Genomic DNA, 25,294 nt, shown 5'->3' with positions numbered 1-25,294 from the left:
TACGTATAATTTCTGGTTTTTCTTTCTTAAATAAGCCTTTTATCATCTTCTTTTCAAAATCTGTTAGATTTAACATAGGCCTCACCCCTTTCTAGGGTTTCTATCGTACATTTTCAAGAAATAGGATCATTGAAAATGAAGTTTTCTAAGGAATTCATTTTCCTTATGTTTCTACTATATCACATTGGTCAGTAAAAGTCAATAACACTTTTGACCAAATTTGACTATTTTTTAAAAATTTTTTGAAGTACAAAAAAAGTCCCTAGAAAACGAATTTTCTAGAGACTTTCTCTATCAAGTTTAAGAGATAAGAAATATTCTCACTTACCAAGTTTCATGTTTCTTCTACAAAAGCTTAAGCTTTGCGTTTTACGAAGAATACCAATCCACTCAATGCCAAGACTACAAATCCAAGCGCAGAAAGGATAGAGGTTGCTTCCCCTGTGTTTGGAAGTTCAGCTTTACCTTTAGTCTCAGTAGCTGGGGGTGCTGGTTTCGGATCCTCCTTTTGTCCTGGATCAGTTGGTTCTGTTCCTGGAGTTGGATTTATTCCTGGATTATTTGGCGTTGGATCTGGTGTTGGTGCTGGATCTGGCGTTGTTCCTGGATTATTTGGAGCTGGATTTGGTTCTGGCGTTGGTGTTGGAACAGTGTATTTATTTGTAAATACAACTTCTTTACCATTGGCATAGGAAACCTTTGCAGTCAAGAGACCTTGATCATCCGCAACTACAGTGACTGTTACAGTATGCTCGGTCTTATCGTATTCAATACCCTCTTCAGTACCAACTTTTTCAACCAAGGTATAAGTATGAGTACCTGCTTCTTCGAATGAACGAACAAAGTCTACTTTACCTTCGGCAGTATTCTTAGCTGTAGCTACAACGGCGCCTTTCTCTTTCAATTCGAAAGTATAAGCATCAGCCGCAAGTTCTTTACCTTCAAGTTTCTTAGTTGCTTCAATCGTAGCTTCTACCGCTGGTGCTTTGAAGCTATTCTTGAAGACACTACCTGCTGGATATTCAACAGCTGCCTTCAAAGCGTTGGTTGCTGCATCTTTGGTTACTTTTACCACCGCAGTCTTTTCTGTATCATAAGTAATACCAGTTGCTCCAGCATTCACTTCTTTTACAGTATAAGTATACTCACCTTCTGCATCATAGTTGATTGCATTAAATGTTACTTTTCCACCTTGGTTTGTTTTTGTATCAATTTTTTGTCCATCTTTGTACAATTCAAATTGGAACTCACCATCAACCAAAGTACGACCAGTCAATTCTTTCGTAAATTCAAGTGTTGCCGATGTAGCTGTTGGAGCTGGTGCTGTATAAGTGTTTGTGAAGACACGTTCTGTATCCGCATCTTCTACAGTCGCAACCAATTGGCCTTTACCATCATCCGCAACAGTGACGAACACTTCATACGCATTTTGATCATAAGTGATTGTTTTATCGTCACCAGCTTTTTCAGTAATAGTGTAAACGTAATCGCCTGCTGCTGAGAAAGTGACGTTGAAGACAACTTCTCCTGAGGCAGTATTCTTAGCCGTAGCTACAAGGTCTGAACCTTCTTTCAGTTCAAATGTGTAAGCATCAGCTTCAAGCGCTTTACCTTTCAAGACTTTCTTAGCTTTGATTGTAGCCTGTGCAGGTTCCGCTTTATAGTCATTAACGAAAACTGGTGTTTCACTTGTAACTGTCGCGACAAGTTGACCTTCGCCATTATCTTTCACTTCTACAGTTGCTGGATGTTCTGTTTTATCATAAGTTACACCAAGTTTATTGCCAACCTTTTCTGTAATAGTGTAGTTATATACTCCTGCTGTTGAATAGCTAATTTCAGAAAAACGAATCAATCCGCCAGCAGTATTCTTTGCTGTCGCAACAACCTTGTCACCCTCTTTCAGTTCAAACTCAAACTCATCTATCTCCAGCTCTTTACCATTCAAAACTTTTTTAGCTTCAATAGCAATTTTAGCTGGAGCTGCTTTATATGTGTTTGTGAAGGTTGGGTTGTTACCTGTAACAGCTGCAACAAGTTGACCTTGGCCGTCATCTGTAACGTTTACTGTCACTTCATGTGTAGCAGTGTCGTATGTCACACCTGCTTCGCTACCTGCTTTTTCAGTGATAGTGTAAGTGTATTCACCTGCTGCTGCATACTCAATTTCTTTGAAAGTCACAGTACCGTCTGCAGCGTTTTTAGCTGTCGCAACGACTTTGTCACTTTCTTTTTCTTTAAGTTCAAACTCGTATTTATCAGCTTCAAGTTTTTTACCATCCAAAACTTTAGTAGCTTTGATAATTTCTTTTGCTGGAGCTGCTTTATAGGTATTGGTGAAGGTTGGGTTGTTACCTGTAACAGCTGCAACAAGTTTTCCTTCCCCGTTATCTGTAACTTTTACCTTAACTTCGTGTTTAGCAGTATCGTATGTCACACCTTTTTCACTACCTGCTTTTTCAGTGATAGTGTAAGTGTAATCACCTGCTGTTTCGAACTCAATTTCTTTGAAAGTAACGGTGCCGTCTGCAGCGTTTTTAGCTGTCGCAACGACTTCTTCACCTTTTTTAAGTTCGAATTCGTATTTATCAGCTTCAAGTTCTTTACCGTTCAAGACTTTCTTAGCTGTGATAGTTTCTTTAGCTGGAGTTGCTTTATAAGTGTTAGTGAAAGTTGGTTCTGCAGATGTGACAGTTGCTGTTAAAACTCCACTTTGGAAAGTTGCTGCTACAGTAACTTCCTTGGCTTCTGTATCAAATGTAACGCCTGCAACTGCTGTTGAAGTGTCCTCTTTGATGATGTAGTGATAAGTTCCCGCACCTTTTACTTGGAGATTCTCAAAGGTAATCGTTCCATCAGCTTTTGATTTTGCTGTGGCTACAGGGTCCTTCAAGTTCTCTGCAGAAAATAGGTTAAAGGTAAACTCATCCGCTTTTGGAAGTTTATCTGTACGTCCTTCTACTACTTTCTTAGCCGTCACATTGAATACAGCTGGAACAGGTTCATCTTTAAGATGAATAGTAGAACCCGCAGCACCGAGTTTAACTGTATACTCTTTTTCATCTAGTTTATAGCCTGATGGAGCAGTCTTCTCTTTGATCTTAAACGTTTTACCTTCCCATTTCTGATCATAAGTTTTCGTAAGCGCTACTCCTTTTTCATTCGTAGTCACTTCTGTTGTTTCACTTGCATCATCTGCTGCTGTCACAGTATATACTGCACTCGAAACTGGAGCAAGAGTGAAGGCATCAGTCTTATGAATCTTAATTTGGTAAGCAGTAGATGCTACAATCGTACCAGAAATCAAAGATGTCGCCTCAGCTGTCATATCAAGTGCTCCCGGACGACTTGTGTTCTGTGCTAATTTAGTCCCGTCAGCCAACGACAGAGCAACCCTATTTCCTACTTTACTTCCATCATTAGGAGTTGTTGTGTTATAAGATACTATATAAGAGGTCGTTCCATCTTTAAAAATGATATCGAATGAAGTATAGTTTTCGTTCCACGAAACGGTATAGTCTTGTCCCTCAGTTAACAATACTGCATCATCTGGAACAGCAGAAGTCCCAACAGTGATATCTGCCTTATATACTTTTAGAGTCTCAGGAATATACTGTGCGGGAGTGTAACTAGTATCATCATTTGGTATAGTATCATGTAATACAATATTTTGTCCTAAGTCTTGTTTCTCTGTATTTACACGTACACGCCAGACAGACCATGCATCTCCCTTGCTAACCGAACCAATCTCAGCCAGTTTTGGAGAGTTCCAACTTTCAAGGGCAGCACGACCCCCAATTTTAGCGTAATTTTCAGTACCAACTTTGGGACCATCGATTGTTTTTGATGAATAAATGTGAGTCACTTCTTGCTTCAATGAGGATGAATTAAAGTTAATGCGGGTCTTATTCTGATCTTTTAAGAATCTAAAAGAAACAGAAAAATTCCCTGACACATCCTTTACCTTATCTCCACCAGTTTTCTCTAAATATTTATCCAGGTTTTTTAAGGTGATTTTTGCTTTCCCACCTTGATCAGTACCATTTGAAGTCACTTCAGCTTCTCCAATAGTAACTTTTGTTGTCGGATCAATTAAATCCTGACTCCCCTCATAAACTGCCATAGGAGCAGGTATATCAAAGGTAAAATAATCTCCATTATTCAGATGTTCATTATACTGTTTGAGATCAAAAGTCACACGAAGCTTATATGCTAAATTCGTACGAAGCTCGAAATCTCCTTCTGAACTCACATTTTGCTTAGTATCTGAAGCATCTAACAGATCAATGTCTGTAATTACTTGTGTTAATTCTTTTGATACTGGATTATCTGCTTTAACAATGCCTACTAAAACAGATGCTAGAGCTAAAATAGCAAAAACTAACGCAGAAAATTTAGAAAGCATTTTTAACGCTTTGCTTTTCGACATTTCTTCTCCTCTTTTCTATATGAAATTTTTATTTCTAATCTCCCTAAGAGATTACATCATAACATTTTGACAACCTCTATCACTAACTAGAGCTTGTCTATTATATTATAACATCTCAATACAATCTATTCAAGTATATTAACTTAAAAATACACGTATTTGCATCATTCTATAACCTAGCCATTCAATTTTGAGCTATTTATATCGGTAAACTAATATAAATAGCTTAATATATGTTACATCTGTAATTAGGTCAATCTTTGATATTATAGTAAAAAGCCAGTCATTTTGACTGGCTTTCTTATTATTCTAATTGAATCTTAGCTCAATGCATCATCCATTGAAAGAACTTCGTGGAAGACACGTTGTGTCAATTCAGTTTTTTGTTCTGGAGTGAGGTATTTAGTGTTTACACAGTATCCAGAGATACGTACGATAACGTCTTCACCTGACATGATCTTTTCGTAAACATCGTTCAAGTCCATAACGTTCAAGTTAACGTGTTGTCCACCGTTTTCGAAGTAACCATCAAGGATTGTTACCAAGTTATCCACTTGTTCGTCACGAGTCTTACCAAGAGCACGAGGTGAAACTTGAGTTGTCAATGAAATACCGTCAGCTGCGTAACCAAAGTCAAGGCTAGCAAGTGAGTTTAAGTTTTGCAACCATCCACCTTTAGCTTTGTTAGATGGGTTCGCACCTGGTGAGAAGAATTCAAGTTTAGACAAGTTCACAGAACCATCTTCGTTGAGGTATACACCTTTGTGGACTGGTGAGTTACCAGTTTGTTTAGAGTAAGCAACGTTAGATGTGATTGTCAAAAGAGATACTGTAGCTTCTGCGTCTTTATAAAGCTTGTGGCTACGTAGACGAGTTGTGTAAGCTTCGATCAACCATTCTGCCAATTCGTTTGAACGTGGGTCATCTTCACCCCAACGTGGGTATTCACCGATTGTTTCGTAATCGTAGATGTAGCCATTTTCATCACGGATTGGTTTAACTGTAGCGTACTTGATAGCTGACAATGTATCAACTGTGTTTGCAAATCCACAGATACCGAATCCCATGTTAGCGCGTTGTTTAGTTGGCAAGAAGGCCATTTGAACAGCTTCGTAGTTGTACTTGTCAGTCATGTAGTGGATGATGTTCAAAGCATCTACGTAAGTGTCAGTCAACCAGTCAAGAGATTTTTCGAAGTTGGCTTTAACTGATTCGAATTCAAGAACTTCGTCACGGATAGGATCGATGTCAAATACCTTGTAGTCTTTGTGAACATCGTCGTAACCACCGTTCAAACCAGTAAGAAGGGCTTTAAGAACGTTTACACGAGCACCGAAGTACTGGATGTTGTGACGTTGATCTTCGTTTTCTGGGTCAAGTGGTGACACACAGCATGAGATACAGCTCATTTCTCCGTATCCGTCTTTAGCCATTGTTGTTACACCTTCATATTGGATAGAAGAGTGTTTGTGGCTCATGTGCATACAGTAGCGACGGAAGTTGTATGGCAATTTGTCAGTCCAAAGAACTGTCAAGTTTGGCTCTGGAGAGTTACCGATGTTGTCAAGAGTGTTCAAGAAACGGTAGTCCATCTTAGTAACACGGTGACGACCATCGTTACCCATACCAGCCATAGAAGTTGTGATGAAGGTTGGGTCACCTGAGTACAATTGGTCATAAGCTTTTGTACGAGCAAATTTAACTGTACGAAGTTTCATAACGAAATCATCAACGAACTCTTGGATTTCTGATTCAGTAAATGTACCACGAGCAAGGTCACGTTCTGCAAAGATATCCAATACGATTGGCACACGTCCTAGAGATGTAGCAGCACCGTTAATAACACGGCAGACAGCCATGAAGGCGATGTTAACCCATTGGATTGCTTCTTTCGTGTTCATCGCTGGTTTGCGGACATCAACTCCGTAAAGGTCACCCAAGCGAACAACTTGTTGCAATGCTTGGTATTGAAGGTTTACTTCTTCACGAAGACGGATTGTTTCTTCATCAATTTCTTTGATCGCATTCCAGTCGTTTACTTTTTCTTGCATCAAGTAGTCTGCACCGTAAAGAGCAAGACGTGCGTAAACACCGATGATACGTCCACGTGAGTAGGCATCTGGAAGACCAGTTACAGTGTGAGCGTGACGAGCGCGACGAATGTTTGAAGTGTAGGCACGGAAGATACCGTCGTTAACTGTTGTTACGTATTTAGTGAAGATTTCGTGAACAGCTGGATCTGGTTCATATCCATTTTCCTTCAAAGTAGTTTCAGCCATACGGATACCACCTTTTGGCATGAAGTTCAATTTGAAGAGTTCATCGTTTTGGATACCGAAGATAACTTCATTTTCTTTGTCGATAAATCCAGCAGGAATATCAGCAATAGATGTTGGACGAGTGTCCATTGGGAAACGAGTTTCTTCGTAGTGTGCTTTTGTTTCTTCTACGATTTTTTTGATGTGGAGTGAACGTTCTGTTGGTCCAGCAAGGAAACTTTCATCTCCATCATAAGGTGTGTAGTTAGCTTGAACAAAGCGAGAAATACTTGCTTTTTCTTTCCAATCTACGCCTTTGAAGCCTTCCCAAGCTTTATCAAAAATGTCTTGTGCTTCAACAACTGTCTTAACAACCATGTTAATGTCCTCTTTTTTCTAGTAACAGTCATCTGTTACATTCTTGAGACAAGTATACCATACAGTAACCGATTTCAACAAGAGAAAATCGGCATTTTAGACGCTTTCTTTTATAATACAGTCTCTTTTTTGTTCTTATCTGTATTATATTTTTGAAAGTCAGGTTGAACTTTCCCATTTTTTCAGAAAAAAGGGTATAATAAATAGAAAATGACACTAGAAAGGGATTGGAATGCTCATATTTCCATTGATAAATGATCTGTCCAGAAAAATCATCCATATCGACATGGATGCCTTTTTTGCTGCGGTGGAAATCAGAGATAATCCCAAGTTAAAGGGCAAACCTGTTATCATCGGAAGTGATCCCAGACAAACAGGTGGTCGAGGTGTCGTTTCTACCTGTAGCTACGAGGCACGAGTTTTTGGTGTTCATTCAGCCATGAGTTCTAAAGAAGCTTATGAGCGCTGTCCCCAAGCTGTCTTTATCTCTGGAAATTATGAAAAGTATAAGACTGTGGGACTTGAGATTCGAGCTATTTTTAAACGCTACACTGATTTGATTGAACCTATGAGTATCGACGAGGCATACTTAGATGTGACGGAAAATAAACTCGGTATCAAGTCAGCCGTCAAAATAGCCCGCCTCATCCAAGAGGATATCTGGCAGGAACTACACCTGACCGCTTCTGCAGGCGTTTCCTACAATAAATTTCTAGCTAAAATGGCCAGTGATTATCAGAAGCCACATGGTTTGACAGTGATTCTACCTGACAAAGCCCAAGACTTTCTCAAACAAATGGACATTGCTAAATTTCATGGTGTAGGAAAGAAGACAGTAGAAAAGCTTCATGAAATGGGCATTTATACTGGTGCAGACTTATTGGATGTCTCAGAAGTTACTTTAATCGATCGCTTTGGCAGACTTGGTTATGATCTTTATCGAAAGGCTCGTGGTATTCACAATTCTCCAGTCAAGTCCAATCGCATCCGCAAATCAATCGGGAAGGAGAAAACCTATAGTAAGATTCTCCAGGATGAAGAAGATATCAAAAAAGAGCTGACTCTTCTCTCCGAAAAGGTAGCTCACAATCTCAGCAAGCAGGACAAAGCTGGAAAAATCATTATCCTAAAAATACGATATGCTGACTTCTCCACTCTGACTAGACGAAAAAGCCTCCCACAAGCTACACAGGACGCTAGTCAGATTTCTCAAACCGCCCTTCAACTCTACGAAGAGCTAGCTGAAAAAGAAAAAGGTATCCGTTTACTAGGAATTACGGTGACAGGATTTTAAAAAGCTTGAAGGAAACTTCCCTCAAGCTTTTTTCTTATACAAACAAACGCACAAAACTATAGAGCAACAAGACACTACCGAGTACAATACGATATTTACCAAAGAGTGTAAAGTCGTGTTTCTTCACATAGCTGGTCAAGAAACGAATAGCAACCATGCTGACCGCAAAGGCAACACCCATAGCTACCAAGAGCAAGAACAGTTGTCCAAAACTCAAGAGTTGACCTGCTTTAATAAATTTGAAAATCTTTAAAGCACTGGCTCCGAACATAACAGGAATTCCGAGATAGAAGGTAAACTCTGTTACGACTGAGCGGCTTGTTCCATTCAACAAACCACCAACAATCGTCGCACCTGAACGGCTCGTTCCTGGAAAGAGGGCGAGGACTTGGAAGAGCCCAATGTAAAGGGCTGTTTTATAAGGTAACTTGTCTAGCTCTGTTACTGTTGGTTCAATGGCTTGCGCCTTATTTCGTTTTTCAAGGTAGATAAAGGCAACACCATAGATAATCAACATAATCGCAACTGAAACCATGTTATGGAAGTTAGCATCAAACCAATCATCTAGTTTAAAAACCAATAGCAAAGGCAAGGTCGCAACAAAGACTTTTGACCACAACTGCCAAGTTCTACGAACTTCTACCTTAGTTTTACCAGGTTTGAAAGGATTAAGCTTGTTAAAGTAAATGACCATAACTGCTAAAATGGCACCAAGCTGGATGACAACATTAAACATGGACATGAAGGCTTCATTCTGGTCCTTGTATTGTACAAATTCTTCAACCAAGATCAAGTGGCCAGTACTTGAAATGGGCAACCATTCTGTAATTCCTTCAACAATCCCAAAAAAGATTGACTTCAAAATTTCAATAAAATACATACATTACTCCTTTTTCTGTCCTCTATTATAGCATAATTTCGGATATTGCGATAGATTTTTTAGAAGGCACCGATGCTACCACCGCCTCCGCCTCCTGAGAATCCTCCACCTGAAGAACCACTTCCAGAAGATACAGAGTAATTGCTAGCTGTATTTGCGACAGCAGTATATTGCTTGATTTGTGCAGTTGAGGAGTAGAACTGTGAGTGCCAACCATAGGCTACATAAAGATTCAAATCTGGATTTTCAAGCTGAATATGGCGAACTTTCATTAACTTACTCACCTTCTTGGCATAACCAAAGAGAGTCGCATAGACCAGTAGACGGTTCCAAAGGACGATGCTCTCTAGCTCGGCCTGATCTAGATGAGCAATGTCGCGAAGCATATTTTCAAAACTCGTCCAGAGATAGAAGATTTCTGCTCCTTCCTCAGTTAGAACTCCATCGCGATAGGCTCCTCGCGTGGCAAGATAAACCCAGAAACTAGCCCCTAATCCTGTCAATCCTAAGAGTAGAAATGGGATCGAAAAGAAACCATGTGTTTGCCAGCTATAGTAAAAGAATAGCAGTCCACCTAGAGCTGTTATGGCTGAACAGACCCGCATCCCGAGAGCAAGGCGGCGTTCCTCACTTGTCAAGGGACGATAGTAGCTTGGGATACGAAGTACATGGACCTTATCCTTGACACAAGACTGAATGCGTTGAAGTCTTCCTTCAAAGGAGCGTTTGAGACGCGAGCCTGTTTCTCGGATATGTTTTTCATCTGACTCTTTGGCACCACGGTAAAGGGAAGATGAAACTTGGTAATCAGGGAAGAGCTCTGAAATAGCCAATTCTTTCTTATTTGACAAAGTCATGCGCAGACATTCCTTCTCAAAATTGGACAAACCCTTTTCACTGATAATGCGCACATAAGGTTCTTCATCCCCTTGGAAAATAGATAAATGACCTCGATCTACTAAATCCAACAAGGTTGCCTGAATCAAACGTTCAAAAGTAAATTTGCCAAACCCTGATTTGTTTAGGGGATTGACTTCCTCTAAGGACGTTGAATACACTGCTTCTGCTAAAACCATTGGAGGCAAATCCATCGGTGGTTCGTAGAGTCGATGATCTTTTGGAAAGACCTTTTTAATGCTTGTACTCTGACGAAACATCCTATAGAAGATAGGAACTAGAAGTAAGAGACTCATAAAAATGACGGGGAATACCCATTTCATCAAAATCTCACTTTGCGCTTTTTCTGTTGCTATATTGCTTTCAATCCGGTTAAAATCGGTTAAACGTTCTTCCTCTAACCCTTGATCTGGAGCTCCTGCAAAAGCACTTCTAGGCCAGTATGCGTGTAATTCGATCTGTCGCTTTCTAGGAAGGTCTTTCATTTTGACATGATAGAGATTATTTACTTTTTCAACACTAGAGTCCCTTAGGAGTTGGCCTGCATGAAAATAGAGTTTCTCTGCTGGGGTATCAGAGCTAATCTTAAACTCAATCTCTTTGATGTCTCCAGTACTATCGGTCAAGGGTTGCCAATTTAGCTCTGCGATATCCTTATATAAGAAGAGAAGGTTTGTTAGTTTCCAGGTAACCGTTACCCGAACAGTATCTCCGGCATATCCAGCATTGTAAATTTTTACCTTGTAGCCGTCCTCTTCCTCCATAGTATAGAAGGAAACATTTTGAACAATTCTTCCATTTTTAGAGACCTGAACGGTCGGGTCGGGATCAATGTCAAATCCTTCCGGCATTTTCCCAGCTTTTCCGAGCCCAACTAACTGACCATTGTAATCATCTCCAAAGCGGTAGGTAATTGTTTCCTTAAAAATTGCAGTATTATCTGCATGAATATTCAAATCCCCCTGATAGGATAAGATATCAAAGTCTACTGCAAAAACCAGGCTCGGTATAAATAATAAATAAGTAAATACCAAAGCCAACAGCCATCTTTTTTTCATAATCGGTTCCCTTTCAATCTTTTTACCATTATATCATTTTTTATAAGTAAAGGCTTACTTGTATTGAAAATCTCACTATTTTTAGATACAATAGAGAGAGTCATTTTTAGACTAGAAATAGGAGAAAACATGAAAAAATTATGCTTATCTATCCTTGCTAGCCTAGCCCTTACCTTAGGACTAGTTAGCCAAGTCCAAGCCGACGAATATTTACGCATCGGGATGGAGGCAGCTTACGCTCCCTTCAACTGGACTCAAGACGACGATAGTAACGGCGCTGTCAAAATTGACGGTACCAACCAATATGCCAATGGCTACGATGTCCAAATCGCTAAAAAGATTGCCAAAGACTTAGGCAAAGAACCTTTGGTTGTAAAAACCAAATGGGAAGGACTTGTTCCAGCCCTTACTTCTGGCAAAATTGATATGATCATTGCCGGTATGAGCCCAACTGCTGAACGCAAACAAGAAATTGCTTTTTCAAGCAGTTACTATACTAGCGAACCGGTTCTATTGGTCAAAAAGGACTCTGCCTATGCGAATGCCAAATCTTTGGAAGACTTTAGCGGAGCAAAAATCACGTCTCAACAAGGTGTTTATCTTTATGACCTGATTTCCCAAATTCCAGGTGCCAAAAAAGAAACAGCTATGGGCGACTTTGCTCAGATGCGTCAAGCTCTGGAGGCCGGTGTTATTGATGCCTATGTTTCTGAACGACCTGAAGCAATGACCGCTGAGTCTGCTAACGCTAAGTTCAAAATGATCCAACCTCAACCAGGTTTCAAAACTGGCGAAGAAGATACAGCTATTGCCATTGGACTTCGTAAAGATGACAGCCGCATCAGCCAAATCAATGCGAGCATCGAAACCATCTCAAAGGATGAGCAAGTAGCCCTCATGGATCGTATGATCAAAGAGCAACCTGTGGAGTCTACAACAACAGAGGAAGAAAGTAGTTTCTTTAGCCAAGTCGCTAAGATACTTTCTGAAAACTGGCAACAACTCTTGCGTGGTGCTGGTATCACACTCCTAATCTCCATTATCGGAACCATCACAGGTCTCCTTATCGGACTTGCAATCGGGATCTTCCGTACCGCTCCACTATCTGAGAACAAGGCAATGTACACCCTACAGAAACTAGTCGGTTGGATTCTCAATGTCTATATCGAGATCTTCCGTGGTACACCAATGATTGTTCAATCCATGGTTATCTACTATGGAACTGCCCAAGCTTTCGGTATCAATCTTGACCGCACACTAGCCGCTATCTTCATCGTCTCAATCAACACAGGTGCCTACATGACTGAAATCGTCCGTGGTGGTATTCTAGCAGTTGACAAAGGACAGTTTGAAGCTGCAACTGCTCTTGGTATGACCCACAATCAAACCATGCGTAAGATTGTCCTACCTCAGGTTGTCCGTAATATTCTACCTGCTACTGGTAATGAGTTTGTCATCAATATCAAAGATACCTCTGTATTGAACGTTATTTCAGTTGTTGAGCTTTATTTCTCAGGAAATACTGTAGCAACACAAACTTATCAATACTTCCAGACCTTTACCATCATCGCCGTGATTTACTTTGTCCTCACCTTTACTGTGACCCGTATCCTACGCTTCATCGAACGTCGTATGGACATGGATACTTACACTACAGGTGCTAACCAAATGCAAACGGAGGATTTGAAAAAATGACACAAGCAATCCTTGAAATCAAACACCTCAAAAAATCCTATGGGCAAAACGAAGTGCTAAAAGACATTTCTCTCACCGTCCATAAAGGAGAGGTTATTTCCATCATCGGGAGCTCTGGAAGCGGAAAATCAACCTTCCTTCGTTCAATTAATTTACTCGAAACACCTACAGAGGGAGAGATTCTCTATCGAGGAGAAAATGTCTTAGAAAAAGGCTATAACCTCACCCATTATCGTGAAAAACTCGGTATGGTTTTCCAATCTTTCAATCTCTTTGAAAATCTGAATGTCCTTGAAAATACGATTGTTGCCCAAACGACTGTACTCAAACGCGACCACTCTGAAGCTGAAAAAATTGCCAAAGAGAATCTCGAAAAAGTTGGCATGGGAGAACGTTACTGGCAAGCCAAGCCGAAGCAACTATCAGGTGGTCAGAAACAACGCGTGGCTATCGCCCGCGCGCTCTCCATGAATCCTGATGCCATTCTCTTCGACGAACCAACATCTGCTCTTGACCCTGAAATGGTTGGAGAAGTCCTCAAAATTATGCAGGATTTGGCTCAAGAAGGCTTGACCATGATCGTCGTAACCCACGAAATGGAATTCGCTCGCGATGTCTCTCACCGTGTCATCTTTATGGATAAGGGTGTCATTGCTGAAGAAGGCAGGCCTGAAGAACTCTTTACAAATCCTAAAGAAGACCGGACAAAAGAATTTCTTCAACGCTATCTCAGCTAATAAACAAAGACTGCATAAAGAATGCAGTCTTTTTAATTTGTAATTGTAAAGAAAAGGCAGACTCGATTCAGGAATCTGCCTGTGACCACAGTTTAATTTTCAAATTTTTCATGATTTTTTTCATAGAAATCGATTAAACCAAGAGCTGTTTCAAATGAAATATTTTTAACTTTTGCGCGTCCTTGTGCTAGAGCAATGATAGACATTTCACGCGCATTCGTTTCTTTAGAGATACGGTAGCCTGTGATTTTCTTATCACGAACCCAGCCAACAACTGCTTCTACTTTTTCAAAGTTCGACTTAGCCATGTTCTTCTCCTAAATTATTCTTTACAATACTTAATTGTATACGTTTTTATTTCGTTTGTCAATAAAAAAACATATATTCGTTGCAACTATATTATTCTGCATATTTTTATTTGGCTTTTAAAGCCGATAATATATGAGTTCTTATGTCCTCGACTCCATTAGGATTTGCTGGTAGGAAGATTGTATTATTACCCTCTTTATCTGCAAAATTATTCAACGTATCTAAATACTGGTTCGTTAATAGGATAGACATGATTTGTTCTTCAGTTAGCTCAACATTGGCTCCCTTTAACTCTTGGATAGAATCAGCTAGTCCGTCAACAATTGCTTTACGCTGCTCTGCAATCCCTACACCATGTAGGCGATCTTTTTCTGCTTCAGCTTCTGCTGCGGTCACGATTTTAATCTTATCTGCTTCAGCAAGCTCTTGCGCCGCAACTCTCTTACGTTGAGCCGCGTTAATTTCATTCATTGATTGTTTTACTTCAGCATCAGGTTCAACCTTAGTAATCAGCGTTTTGACAATGATATACCCATATGTAGACATTTCTTCAGCCACTTGTTTTTGAACTTCTAAGGCGATTTCATCCTTCTTCTCAAACAACTCATCTAGGGTTAGCTTTGGTACAGATGAACGCAAAGCATCTTCTATATAGGATTTAATCTGGGCTTCTGGACGCATCAATTTATAATAAGCATCTGTGACATTATTTTCATTCACTCGATACTGAGTTGCCACATTCATCGTTACAAATACATTATCTTGCGTCTTTGTCTCTACAACAATCTCACTTTGCAACAAGCGTAGTTGAACTCTTGCTGCAATCCTATCAATCCCAAAAGGAGCTCGTAAATGAATACCACTATTGCTCAACTTTTGGTATTTACCAAAGCGTTCTATGATAGCGACAGATTGTTGTCGAACCACATACACAGAACTAACCATAATCACTGATGCAATCACCACTAAAAACAATAAAACAAGTAAAATTTGTAAAACCATGGGAATCTCCCCCTTTCGTCACCCTCATTATAGCACCATCATTACCATTACGCAAATAATATGATAATAATTTTATTTTAGCTTAAACTAGCATATTATACAACGTTTCGTTCCCATTCAAATTAATATAAGATGGGTCAAACTTTTCCATTCGATGAATCAAGCCAGCATAATCATGCTTATTGGCAAGAGCTACCCCAATCAATACAGGACCTGTCCCCTTGCTTGCTCGTTTGATATATTCAAAACGAGTGATGTCATCATTTGGCCCTAAAATATCATTTACAAACTCTCGGAGAGCTCCAGGACGTTGTGGAAAATTCACTACAAAGTAATGCTTGATTCCATCGTAAATCAAGGCACGTTCTTCCATCTCCGGCATACGGTTGATATCGTTATTTCCTCCAGAAATGATACAACAAATCGTCTTGCCTTTGATATAGTCTGATAAAACTTCCAAGGCTGCAACACTGGCAGCTCCGGCTGGTTCTGCTACAATACCTTGTTTGGAATAAAGATCAATCAAGGTTTCGGAAATCAATCCCTCGTCCACCCCAATCAGCGTTTCAACATTCTTACGAGTCGCTTCATAGGTTAATTGTCCAACCTTCTGTACGGCTATCCCATCAGCGAACTTATCAATTTCTTTGAGTTTAACTGGTCCCCCAGCTTCAAAGGCAGCTTTCATAGAGCGAGCACCATTAGCTTCTACCCCGATCACTTCAATAGTCGGGTTGGTTTCCTTAATATAAGTAGAAACACCGGCAATCAATCCGCCACCACCTACTGGTACAAGTACTGTATCAAAATCAATAGACTCTTTACGGGCTTCTTCAAGAATTTCATAGGCTACAGTCCCTTGACCAGCCTGAACATGCGCATCATCAAAAGGATCGATGAAGGTGCGGTTTTCTGTCAATGTAAATTCTTGTGCTGCCTTAGCAGAAGCATCAAAGGTATCCCCAACCAACTTGATTGTCACAAACTCTCCACCGAAAAAGCGAACCTGCCCAATCTTTTGTTGCGGTGTTGTGATGGGCATAAAGATCGTTGCAGGAATCTTCATCTCATTACAAGTATAGGCGACACCTTGGGCATGATTTCCCGCAGAGGCACAGACTACACCACGCTCGCGTTCTTCTTTTGACAGTTGAGAAATGGCATAATAGGCTCCACGAATTTTAAAAGAGCGAACTCGTTGCGCATTCTCCTTTTTGAGATAAATCTTTGCTTGGTATTTTTCTGATAAATAATGATCATATTCTAGTGGTGTATCAACTACTACACCACTCAAAACTTTGTGGGCTTTCACCACATCTTTTGCACTTAGCATTGTCTCCTCCTCAAGTACTTTTCAAGATAAAAAACGAGTTAGGTACCCCCAACTCGCCTTCTGTCTCTCTTTACAAGAATTAATTGTAGATTTTGAATGCGTCGTCGTCGTTTTTACCAACGAAAGGCATTGCTTTACGCAATTCTGCACCAACTTTTTCAATTTCAAGGTTAGCTGCTTGTTCACGGTAAGCAGTTAATTTTGGACGACCAGCCTTGTAGTCATTCACAAAGTCATTTGCAAATTTACCATTTTGGATATCTGCCAAAACAGCTTTCATGTTTTCTTTAACTTGCTCAGTAATCACACGTGGACCTGATACATAGTCACCGTATTCAGCAGTGTTTGAAATAGATTGACGCATTTTCTTGAATCCACCTTCATAGATCAAGTCAACGATCAATTTCATTTCGTGAAGAACTTCAAAGTAAGCCAATTCTGGGGCATAGCCTGCTTCTGTCAAGACTTCAAAACCTGCTTCGATAAGGGCGGTCAAACCACCACAAAGTACAGCTTGTTCACCAAAGAGATCTTCTTCAGTTTCTTCTTTGTAAGTTGTTTCAAGCAAACCAACACGAGCTGCCCCAACACCTTTACACCAGTCCATAGCAATGTTTTTAGCATTTCCTGTTGCATCTTGGTAAACTGCGTAAAGAGCTGGAACACCAAATCCTTCTTCGTAAGTACGACGTACCAAGTGTCCTGGTCCTTTAGGAGCACACATGAAGACATCTACATCTGCAGGAACTTTGATAAATTCAAAGTGGATATTGAAACCATGAGCAAATCCAACTGCATTTCCAGCTTCCAAGTTTGGAGCGATTTCTGCTTCGTACAATTCTTGTTGGATTTCGTCTGGTGCCAAGATCATGATAACGTCAGCCAATTTAGTTGCTTCTGCTACTGTGTAAGTGTCAAATCCATCTTCTTTTGCTTTGTCAAAAGATTTACCTGGACGCACACCGATGATGACATCACGACCTGAATCACGCAAGTTTTGCGCATGCGCATGTCCTTGTGAACCATAACCGATTACGGCGATTTTTTTACCGTCAAGCGCTGCTACTTTAACATCTTTTTCGTATTCCATTTGAACTGCCATAGTTTTTCTCTCTTTTCTATTTTTATTGCCTTATAGGCTGGTTTAACAAATTTAAGTTATTTTTTATACTCATTGAAAATCAAAAAGTATTAGTCGCGGGTAAATCCAGTTGCACCCGTACGAGCGATATTTTTAATGCCGTATGGTCGAATCACTCGCAATAAAGCTTCACTCTTTTCAGCATTTCCCGTCATCTGGATGGTGATTGAGCTTGGAGCCACATCTACTACCGTTGCACGGAAAGGTTGGATAATGGCCAAGATTTCTGCACGCTTCTCAGCAGGAGCAGATACTTTTACCAAGATAACTTCTCTTTCCAAGTGTGGTTTATCTGTGATATCTCGAATGCGAATCACATCAATCTGACGATTGAGCTGTTTAATGATTTGCTCTACTTCATCATGAGAAGCTACATCAATAATGATGGTGATGCGAGATACATTGGGGTTCTCTGTCGCACCAACTGAGATACTCTCAATATTGACTTGACGACGAGAAAGGACACCTGTAAAACGATTCAAAACTCCTGAACGGTTTTGTAATCTAGCTGTTAACATTCTACGCATGGAACTGCACCCCCAACATCTCATGATTGCTCTTACCAGCTGGTACCATCGGTAATACCTGTTCCTTACGAGAAATATCCACCTCGATAAACATGGGCACATCCTCCAGAATGACTTCTAGATCCTTCTCTATCGTCTCTGGATTATCAAATTTATAGTTTTTGATGCCGTAGGCCTGTGCCATCAGCTGGAAGTCAGGAAGTGTATCAAAGACTGACTCGGAAGTTCTACCCTCATAGAAGGATTCCTGCCACTGACGAACCATTCCTAGTGAGTGGTTATTCAACATGACAACCTTAATCGGCACCTTGTAGATGTTTAGGATAGCTAGTTCCTGGTTAGTCATTTGGAAGCCACCATCACCGACAAAAAGGATAACTTCTTTTTCTGGATTGGCAATCTTGGCTCCAATAGCTGCAGGAACTCCGAACCCCATGGTACCCAAGCCACCTGAAGTGACTAACTGACGCTCATTTTGGTAAGGATAATACTGAGCTGTCCACATTTGGTGTTGCCCTACGTCTGTGACAACAATGGCATCCCCATTTGTCAACTTACCGATGCGTTCAATAACGGCCTGAGGTTGAACCACACGTTCTTTCTTATCATAAGAACGAACTCGATTCTTGTCCTTGGTGACTTTTTCAATCCACTTTTCAGTATTGTTATGAACAGTTGGTTCTGCGAGCAGCATCTGCAAGGCTTTCTTAGCATCCCCCACTACAGGAATATCTGCACTGATAATCTTACCAATCTCAGCTGGGTCAACATCGATATGGGCAACCTTAGCATTCTTCGCGAAGGTCTTAGGGTTCCCAGTCAAGCGGTCATCGAAACGGCAACCAATACTAATCATAAAGTCCGCTTCCGTCATTGCAATGTTAGCTGCGAAAGAACCGTGCATGCCTCCCATCCCTAGGAAGAGCGGATGACTCGTTGCAATGGTACCTTGCCCCAAAAGACTAGTGACTACTGGAATTTGGTAACGTTCAGCAAATTCATTGAGCTCCTTAGAAGCTTCCGCATAGCTGATACCACCGCCTGCTAACAAAACAGGTTTCTTGGCTTTTGACAATTGCTTCAAGATTTTCTTGATTTGCATGTCATTCGGATCAAGCGTCGGTTGGTAACTTGGTAAATTCACCTCTGGTGAATAGATGAAATCTGTCTCTAGAGCTGATACATCCTTTGGCAAGTCAATCACAACAGGACCTGGACGACCTGTCGTTGCGATATGGACAGCTTCCGTAATGATACGAGGAATATCTGCTGTCTCACGAACTTGGTAATTGTACTTGGTAATGGGCATGGTAATCCCCACGATGTCTGCTTCCTGAAAGGCATCTTTCCCAATCCCAGCTCGCGCAACCTGACCTGTAAAGACCAAAAGGGGAACGCTATCGCTCATGGCATCTGCAATCCCTGTAATGGCATTTGTTGCTCCCGGCCCACTCGTGACGACGGCAACGCCCAACTTTCCAGTTGATTTGGCATATCCTTCAGCTTCGTGCAAACAACCTTGCTCATGGCGTCCTAAGATGTGGCGAATACCTTTAAAATTGTATATCGCATCATACAAAGGTAAGACCGCACCACCAGGATAACCAAAAATGGTATCAATCCCTAAGTCCCGAAGTGTTTCCAAAACTAGGTCCGACCCCGTCTTAGGAGATTCTAAACTGATTTTCTCCATTGTTCCCCTTTCTCTTCTCTTAAAAAAATAGCTTGTTACTATCATACCATTTTTTCAAAAATTTTCAAGGCAAAAGAGTCAATTTTCTGAATTTTCTATCTAAAAGTGTATTTATGAATCTTTTGCTCATTTTTATTAACTTTTCTACGGAATTAGGAACCTTTATTTACTTTAATTTATCAAATTAGAATATTTTCTTTCTTGGTAGAATTAGTATTTTTCTAACTTAGCGATCAAATTCGTATACTATATTCAGCAAAAATGAATAGTTAAAGATAAAAAAAGGAAGCCACTAAGTGACTTCCTTCTAGAGTGAGGACTGATTAGTCTTCACCTTTATTTTTCTTAATGATTTCTTCTTGTACTGACTTAGGTACATCTTCGTAGTGGTCAAATACCATCATGAAGGTACCACGTCCTTGTGATGCAGAACGAAGAACTGTTGCGTAACCGAACATTTCAGCAAGTGGAACGTAAGCACGAACGATTTGGCTGTTACCGTGTGCTTCCATACCATCTACACGTCCACGACGAGCAGTCACGTGACCCATAACATCACCAAGGTTTTCTTCTGGAACAGTGATGGTTACAAGCATCATTGGCTCAAGGATAGCTGGTTGTGCTGATTTAGCAGCTTCTTTAAGAGCAAGTGAAGCCGCGATCTTGAAGGCAGTTTCAGATGAGTCGACATCGTGGTATGAACCATCGTAAAGTTTAGCTTTAACGTCAACCATTGGGTAACCTGCAAGAACACCGTTAGCCATAGATTCTACCAAACCTTTTTCAACCGCTGGGATAAATTCACGAGGAACCACACCACCGACGATTGCGTTTTCGAATTCGAATCCTTTACCTTCTTCGTTTGGAGTAAATTCAATCCATACATCACCGAATTGACCTTTACCACCAGACTGACGTTTGAAGAATCCACGTGCTTGAGTAGAAGCGCGGAATGTTTCACGATAAGATACTTGAGGAGCACCTACGTTCGCTTCAACTTTGAACTCACGACGCATACGGTCAACAAGGACGTCAAGGTGAAGTTCACCCATACCTGAGATAACTGTTTCACCAGTTTCAACGTTTGTTTCAACGCGGAATGTTGGATCTTCTTCAGCCAATTTTTGAAGGGCGATACCCATCTTGTCTTGGTCCGCTTTAGATTTTGGCTCAACCATCAATTGGATAACTGGTTCTGGAACGTTGATTGACTCAAGGATGATTTTAGCTTTTTCATCTGTCAATGAGTCACCAGTTGTAGTATCTTTCAAACCAACGGCAGCAGCGATATCACCTGAGTAAACAGTGTCAATTTCTTGACGGCTGTTAGCGTGCATTTGAAGGATACGTCCGATACGTTCACGTTTACCTTTAGAAGTGTTCAATACGTAAGAACCTGATTGGAGAACACCTGAGTATACACGGAAGAATGTCAAACGACCTACGAATGGGTCAGTCATGATCTTGAAGGCAAGAGCTGCGAATGGCTCTTCGTCAGATGCTGGACGAGTTTCTTCTTCATCTGTATCTGGGTTGATACCTTTGATTGCTGGGATATCAAGTGGGCTTGGAAGGTAGTCGATAACCGCATCAAGCATCAATTGAACACCCTTGTTCTTGAAGGCAGAACCACACAATACTGGGAAGAATTCAACATTGATAGTTGCTTTACGGATAGCAGCTTTCAATTCTTCGTTAGTGATTTCTTCACCTTCAAGGTATTTCATCATCAAGTCTTCATCAGTTTCAGCAACTGCTTCCACCAATTTTTCACGGTATTCTTGAGCTTGGTCAAGGTATTCAGCTGGAATATCTTCTTCAAGGATATCTGTTCCAAGGTCGTTAGTATAGATTTCAGCTTTCATCTTGATCAAGTCGATGATACCGCGGAAGTCATCTTCAGCACCGATTGGCAATTGGATTGGGTGTGCGTTTGCTTGAAGACGATCGTGAAGTGTGCTTACTGAGTAAAGGAAGTCAGCACCGATTTTGTCCATTTTGTTGGCAAATACGATACGTGGAACTCCGTACTCAGTCGCTTGACGCCAAACTGTTTCAGTTTGAGGCTCAACACCTGATTGTGAGTCAAGAACAGTAACCGCACCGTCCAATACACGAAGAGAACGTTGTACTTCGATTGTGAAGTCCACGTGTCCTGGTGTGTCGATGATGTTTACGCGGTGGTTGTTCCATTGAGCTGTTGTCGCAGCAGATGTGATAGTGATACCACGTTCTTGCTCTTGCTCCATCCAGTCCATTTGTGACGCACCTTCGTGAGTTTCACCAATTTTGTGGATTTTACCAGTGTAGTAAAGAATACGCTCAGTAGTTGTTGTTTTACCGGCATCGACGTGAGCCATGATACCGATATTACGAGTTTTTTCAAGTGAAAATTCGCGTGCCATGAGGTTTGTTTCTCCTATTTATTTTAATTTCTATTCTATTATAACACGATTTTAATAAAAACGGATAGGCAGGACCTACCCGTTCTCAATGTTTATCTTGTTTTTGTTGGTTTCAACTTGTAGACAAGTTGAATTGAACTCGGGCTAAAAGCTCAAGTTAGCTGATTTGAACTCAATTGAACTCGGGCTAAAAGCTCAAGTTAGCTGATTTGAACTCAATTGAACTCGGGCTAAAAGCTCGGAAAATAGATAAGCTTTCCTAGAATCTTTGATTCTGCGTCAAGCTTCCTAATTTTCAGTCGCTTTTTTAACGCCCTTAGTATCTTATTCTTACCAACGGAAGTGTGCGAAGGCACGGTTAGCTTCAGCCATACGGTGAGTGTCTTCACGTTTCTTAACTGCTGCACCAGTGTTGTTCGCAGCATCCAAGATTTCTTTTGCAAGACGGTCTTGCATTGTGTGTTCACCACGAAGGCGAGCGATTGTTACCAACCAACGAAGTCCAAGTGTTGTACGACGTTCTGGACGAACTTCAACTGGGACTTGGTAGTTAGATCCACCAACACGACGTGCACGTACTTCAAGTACAGGCATGATGTTTTCCATAGCTGTTTCAAATACTTCAAGTGCATCGTTACCAGTAGCTTCTTTGATTTGCTCAAAAGCACCGTAAACGATTGAAGCAGCTGTACCACGTTTACCGTCAAGCATAACGCGGTTGATAAGACGAGTAACTAATTGTGAATTGTAAAGCGGATCTGGCAATACTTCACGTTTTGGAGCTCTATTTTTACGACTCATTTCTCTTTATCCCCTTTCCTTATGCTTTTTTCGGACGTTTAGTACCGTATTTAGAACGGCCTTGTTTACGATCGTTAACACCTGCAGTATCAAGTGCACCACGGACGATATGGTAACGTACCCCTGGAAGGTCTTTTACACGTCCACCACGAAGAAGCACCACGCTGTGCTCTTGCAAGTTGTGTCCGATACCTGGGATGTAGGCAGTAACTTCGATAAGGTTGCTCAAACGTACACGAGCGAATTTACGAAGGGCAGAGTTAGGTTTTTTAGGTGTCATTGTTCCCACACGAGTTGCAACACCACGTTTTTGTGGTGAAGAAACGTTTGTTTGAACTTTTTTATGACTGTTGTAACCAACGTTCAAAGCTGGTGATTTAGATTTTTCTACTTTTGATTTACGCGGTTTGCGAACCAATTGGTTAATTGTAGGCATCTACATTCTCCTGTGTTTTTTTATTTTTGGTGATGATACACTTGGTGACAGCTACCATCTGTGTGTACTTTTGCAACATTTGTCAGCACGTCCCTGTACACTTTTGAGAGACCAAAAGTAAAAAGTACCGTCTATTATTGTAACACATTTTTTCTTTCCTTGTCAATATTTTTTTCGTTTTTATTCCGATCTTTTAACTCTTTGACACTAGCTTTCACCGCTTTTCTAAACCAGAAAAGGAGGCGATTTACCTCCTACATTTTAGTATGGATTTCTTTCAACTCAAGCTATTGTTTTGGAATTTTTTAACCCTTCTTATCAAAGCCAACCAGATTCTGTTGCAATGTTGGCTGCCTCTGTTCGATTACCAGCATCTAGTTTCGAAAGAATATTGGTGACATAGTTTCGGACGGTTCCATTTGATAGATAGAGTTGGTCTGCAATTTCTTGGTTGGATAAACCCTGAGCGATTCCCTTTAAGACAGCAATCTCTTGTTCTGTCAACGGATTGGGATGGGTCATAACCACTTCCATCAATTCAGGTGAATACTCCTTGCGCCCTTCGAGAACAGTGTGCAAGGTTTGCATGAGGTCTGCAATGCTTCTTTCTTTCAAGACATAGGCATCCACTCCAGCCTTAATCGCGCGTTCAAAATAGCCAGGGCGCTTGAAGGTTGTCACCACAACCACCTTTGTTTCTAGCTTTTCTGCTCGTATCCACTCCAAGACTTCGAGGCCTGTCTTAACAGGCATTTCTACGTCAAGAATGGCGATATCGACAGACTCTTTTTCTAAAAGTTGGATTGCTTCTTGGCCATCCTTGGCTTGTAGGACAGAATCTACATCTGGTTGAAAGGTAAGCAACTGGCACATAGCATCTCGCAACATACTTTGATCTTCTGCAACAAGTAATTTCATCTTAGTTTCTCTCCTTATAAGGTAGCCGAACCTGCACTTCAGTCGGATGTTTCTGACTGATCACCTTTACTTCTCCTGAAAAAGGAAGGACACGGTCTCGAACGGTATGGAGTTCATCCCCTTTTAGAGAAGCAAAGCCACAGCCATCATCTCTGACTGTTAAAATGAGTTCTTTCTCTGTCCGTTCTAATTTTAAGTAGGCTTTAGACGCTTTGGCGTGTTTGATGATATTGGTCACTAACTCAAGCAAAATCATGGAAGCTGTTGATTCTAATTCCTGAGTTAAGCTAGCTGTATCTAGTTGGTGATTGATTTCTGTCTCAATTCCTGCAATTTCCAGCATTTTTTTAACAGTCGCAAATTCGGAAGCAAGGGTTCTGGTTTTAAGATTTTCGATAATTGTACGAACTTCACGCATTGATTCTTTGCTAATTTGCTGTATTTCTCTTAATTCCTTTTCCACCTGTGGATAGGCCTGCATTTGAAGAAGTTGTAGGGCAAGGTCCGTCTTCACACTCAACATGGCAAAGGTATGGCCTAGACTGTCATGAAGATCCTGACCGATACGACTGCGTTCGTTTTCGGCCAAGAAAAGATTGAGCTTGGCATTTTGTTTCATCTTTTCTTCTTTTATGTCCTCCGACAATCGAATTCGATAAAGACCAAAGGTCATTGCATCGGAAAAGATAAAGGTCACCAAGAAAAAGAGTAGCTGCCAGGGACTAACATGATTGACCATATAGATTCCGGTCAGAATGAACGGTTGCAAGACAACAAAACTGACAAAACGCCAAGAGTGAAAAGAAATCTCATCCAGCTCATAAATAAGGAGATTGGATAAATAGAAGATAAACCAGGTGAAACCCGAACTCAGCCAAACCGATGTATAAAAAATGTAGGCAAGCATGATCCACCAAGCCATCCACAGCACAGTGCGATTTTGGTTGACTAAAACCGAGTAGAAAGCTAGGACAAATAGTAGGGTCCATAGCAAGGTTAAAAGCGGGTAATCTCCAACGATGACACCCGCTATAGGAAAGATGATAAACACAATTGAAATATGAAACATATAATGAATGTTTTTAAATTTTTCCAACATAGAT

18 protein-coding genes are annotated in these 25,294 nt (G+C 40.7%); 3 read left to right on the top strand and 15 right to left on the bottom strand.

Annotated features, from left to right (window positions below; genetic code table 11):
- Positions 1-355: 355 nt before the first annotated feature.
- Entirely contained in the window at positions 356-4,429 is a 4,074-nt protein-coding gene (locus tag B7717_RS05050) for a Spy0128 family protein (protein WP_084944308.1), read from the bottom strand.
- Positions 4,430-4,749: 320 nt separating this feature from the next.
- A complete protein-coding gene (pflB, locus tag B7717_RS05045; protein ID WP_000260621.1) occupies positions 4,750-7,065 on the bottom strand; it encodes a formate C-acetyltransferase in 2,316 nt (771 codons plus the stop codon).
- Between the two features lie 232 nt (positions 7,066-7,297).
- On the opposite strand from pflB, the gene dinB reads away from it, so the two are divergent.
- A complete protein-coding gene (dinB, locus tag B7717_RS05040) occupies positions 7,298-8,359 on the top strand; it encodes a DNA polymerase IV (RefSeq protein WP_042902880.1) in 1,062 nt (353 codons plus the stop codon).
- Between the two features lie 34 nt (positions 8,360-8,393).
- Here dinB and B7717_RS05035 read toward each other — a convergent pair whose 3' ends face one another.
- Both B7717_RS05035 and B7717_RS05030 read right to left on the bottom strand, forming a co-directional pair.
- Entirely contained in the window at positions 8,394-9,239 is an 846-nt protein-coding gene (locus B7717_RS05035) for an undecaprenyl-diphosphate phosphatase (RefSeq protein ID WP_000273567.1), read from the bottom strand.
- A gap of 59 nt (positions 9,240-9,298) precedes the next feature.
- Positions 9,299-11,194: a DUF2207 domain-containing protein gene (locus B7717_RS05030; protein ID WP_042902881.1), complete on the bottom strand. Its 1,896-nt coding sequence runs from the start codon at positions 11,192-11,194 to the stop codon at positions 9,299-9,301.
- A gap of 129 nt (positions 11,195-11,323) precedes the next feature.
- On the opposite strand from B7717_RS05030, the gene B7717_RS05025 reads away from it, so the two are divergent.
- Both B7717_RS05025 and B7717_RS05020 read left to right on the top strand, forming a co-directional pair.
- On the top strand, positions 11,324-12,889 hold the full coding sequence (locus B7717_RS05025; RefSeq protein ID WP_084944307.1) for an ABC transporter substrate-binding protein/permease: 1,566 nt from the start codon (positions 11,324-11,326) through the stop codon (positions 12,887-12,889).
- Positions 12,886-13,626 (top strand): amino acid ABC transporter ATP-binding protein, encoded by a 741-nt coding sequence (locus B7717_RS05020; RefSeq protein ID WP_000189491.1) that lies wholly within the window; start codon positions 12,886-12,888, stop codon positions 13,624-13,626. The genes B7717_RS05025 and B7717_RS05020 overlap by 4 nt, the downstream gene beginning before the upstream one ends.
- Positions 13,627-13,718: 92 nt before the next feature.
- Here B7717_RS05020 and B7717_RS05015 read toward each other — a convergent pair whose 3' ends face one another.
- The 11 genes from B7717_RS05015 to B7717_RS04960 all read right to left on the bottom strand — a co-directional run bounded on the left by B7717_RS05015 (position 13,719) and on the right by B7717_RS04960 (position 25,290).
- Positions 13,719-13,934, bottom strand: a complete 216-nt coding sequence (locus B7717_RS05015) for a capsule biosynthesis transcriptional regulator (protein WP_084944306.1) — start codon at positions 13,932-13,934, stop codon at positions 13,719-13,721.
- Positions 13,935-14,040: 106 nt separating this feature from the next.
- Positions 14,041-14,937, bottom strand: coding sequence for an SPFH domain-containing protein (locus B7717_RS05010; RefSeq protein WP_000244062.1), 897 nt, complete (start codon positions 14,935-14,937; stop codon positions 14,041-14,043).
- A gap of 82 nt (positions 14,938-15,019) precedes the next feature.
- On the bottom strand, positions 15,020-16,270 hold the full coding sequence (gene ilvA / locus B7717_RS05005) for a threonine ammonia-lyase IlvA (RefSeq protein WP_000947300.1): 1,251 nt from the start codon (positions 16,268-16,270) through the stop codon (positions 15,020-15,022).
- Between the two features lie 79 nt (positions 16,271-16,349).
- On the bottom strand, positions 16,350-17,372 hold the full coding sequence (gene ilvC / locus B7717_RS05000) for a ketol-acid reductoisomerase (RefSeq protein ID WP_000290683.1): 1,023 nt from the start codon (positions 17,370-17,372) through the stop codon (positions 16,350-16,352).
- Between the two features lie 89 nt (positions 17,373-17,461).
- Complete coding sequence (ilvN, locus tag B7717_RS04995; RefSeq protein WP_001253813.1) at positions 17,462-17,938, bottom strand: acetolactate synthase small subunit; 477 nt, start codon at positions 17,936-17,938, stop codon at positions 17,462-17,464.
- Positions 17,931-19,631 (bottom strand): acetolactate synthase large subunit, encoded by a 1,701-nt coding sequence (locus B7717_RS04990; protein WP_000411746.1) that lies wholly within the window; start codon positions 19,629-19,631, stop codon positions 17,931-17,933. Before B7717_RS04990 ends, ilvN begins: the two co-directional genes overlap by 8 nt.
- Positions 19,632-19,954: 323 nt before the next feature.
- Positions 19,955-22,036 (bottom strand): elongation factor G, encoded by a 2,082-nt coding sequence (gene fusA / locus B7717_RS04985; protein ID WP_000090339.1) that lies wholly within the window; start codon positions 22,034-22,036, stop codon positions 19,955-19,957.
- Positions 22,037-22,366: 330 nt separating this feature from the next.
- Positions 22,367-22,837: a 30S ribosomal protein S7 gene (gene rpsG / locus B7717_RS04980; RefSeq protein WP_004250722.1), complete on the bottom strand. Its 471-nt coding sequence runs from the start codon at positions 22,835-22,837 to the stop codon at positions 22,367-22,369.
- Positions 22,838-22,856: 19 nt separating this feature from the next.
- The gene (rpsL, locus tag B7717_RS04975; protein WP_001142333.1) at positions 22,857-23,273 is read right to left on the bottom strand and encodes a 30S ribosomal protein S12; all 417 of its coding nucleotides are present in this window, start codon (positions 23,271-23,273) and stop codon (positions 22,857-22,859) included.
- Positions 23,274-23,591: 318 nt separating this feature from the next.
- Positions 23,592-24,191, bottom strand: coding sequence for a response regulator transcription factor (locus tag B7717_RS04965; RefSeq protein ID WP_000772059.1), 600 nt, complete (start codon positions 24,189-24,191; stop codon positions 23,592-23,594).
- Position 24,192: 1 nt separating this feature from the next.
- Complete coding sequence (locus tag B7717_RS04960) at positions 24,193-25,290, bottom strand: sensor histidine kinase (protein ID WP_049490811.1); 1,098 nt, start codon at positions 25,288-25,290, stop codon at positions 24,193-24,195.
- Positions 25,291-25,294 lie beyond the last annotated feature (4 nt).

Origin of the sequence: Streptococcus oralis subsp. oralis, assembly GCF_002096495.1 — a bacterium.
In the GTDB taxonomy this organism is placed as follows: domain Bacteria; phylum Bacillota; class Bacilli; order Lactobacillales; family Streptococcaceae; genus Streptococcus; species Streptococcus oralis_CU.
The sequence above is the reverse complement of the archived record's forward strand: the minus strand, read 5'-3'. Positions and strand labels throughout refer to the sequence as shown.

Excerpts from the sequence above, each read along its gene's own strand:
- ilvA (WP_000947300.1), bottom strand. The coding sequence starts at position 16,270 with ATGCTAAGTGCAAAAGATGTGGTGAAAGCCCACAAAGTTTTGAGTGGT.
- B7717_RS05025 (WP_084944307.1), top strand. The coding sequence starts at position 11,324 with ATGAAAAAATTATGCTTATCTATCCTTGCTAGCCTAGCCCTTACCTTA.
- dinB (WP_042902880.1), top strand. The coding sequence starts at position 7,298 with ATGCTCATATTTCCATTGATAAATGATCTGTCCAGAAAAATCATCCAT.
- ilvC (WP_000290683.1), bottom strand. The coding sequence starts at position 17,372 with ATGGCAGTTCAAATGGAATACGAAAAAGATGTTAAAGTAGCAGCGCTT.
- B7717_RS05030 (WP_042902881.1), bottom strand. The coding sequence starts at position 11,194 with ATGAAAAAAAGATGGCTGTTGGCTTTGGTATTTACTTATTTATTATTT.
- B7717_RS04990 (WP_000411746.1), bottom strand. The coding sequence starts at position 19,631 with ATGGAGAAAATCAGTTTAGAATCTCCTAAGACGGGGTCGGACCTAGTT.
- rpsG (WP_004250722.1), bottom strand. The coding sequence starts at position 22,837 with ATGAGTCGTAAAAATAGAGCTCCAAAACGTGAAGTATTGCCAGATCCG.
- B7717_RS04960 (WP_049490811.1), bottom strand. The coding sequence starts at position 25,290 with ATGTTGGAAAAATTTAAAAACATTCATTATATGTTTCATATTTCAATT.
- B7717_RS05050 (WP_084944308.1), bottom strand. The coding sequence starts at position 4,429 with ATGTCGAAAAGCAAAGCGTTAAAAATGCTTTCTAAATTTTCTGCGTTA.
- pflB (WP_000260621.1), bottom strand. The coding sequence starts at position 7,065 with ATGGTTGTTAAGACAGTTGTTGAAGCACAAGACATTTTTGATAAAGCT.
- B7717_RS05010 (WP_000244062.1), bottom strand. The coding sequence starts at position 14,937 with ATGGTTTTACAAATTTTACTTGTTTTATTGTTTTTAGTGGTGATTGCA.
- rpsL (WP_001142333.1), bottom strand. The coding sequence starts at position 23,273 with ATGCCTACAATTAACCAATTGGTTCGCAAACCGCGTAAATCAAAAGTA.
- B7717_RS05015 (WP_084944306.1), bottom strand. The coding sequence starts at position 13,934 with ATGGCTAAGTCGAACTTTGAAAAAGTAGAAGCAGTTGTTGGCTGGGTT.
- ilvN (WP_001253813.1), bottom strand. The coding sequence starts at position 17,938 with ATGCGTAGAATGTTAACAGCTAGATTACAAAACCGTTCAGGAGTTTTG.
- B7717_RS04965 (WP_000772059.1), bottom strand. The coding sequence starts at position 24,191 with ATGAAATTACTTGTTGCAGAAGATCAAAGTATGTTGCGAGATGCTATG.
- B7717_RS05020 (WP_000189491.1), top strand. The coding sequence starts at position 12,886 with ATGACACAAGCAATCCTTGAAATCAAACACCTCAAAAAATCCTATGGG.
- fusA (WP_000090339.1), bottom strand. The coding sequence starts at position 22,036 with ATGGCACGCGAATTTTCACTTGAAAAAACTCGTAATATCGGTATCATG.
- B7717_RS05035 (WP_000273567.1), bottom strand. The coding sequence starts at position 9,239 with ATGTATTTTATTGAAATTTTGAAGTCAATCTTTTTTGGGATTGTTGAA.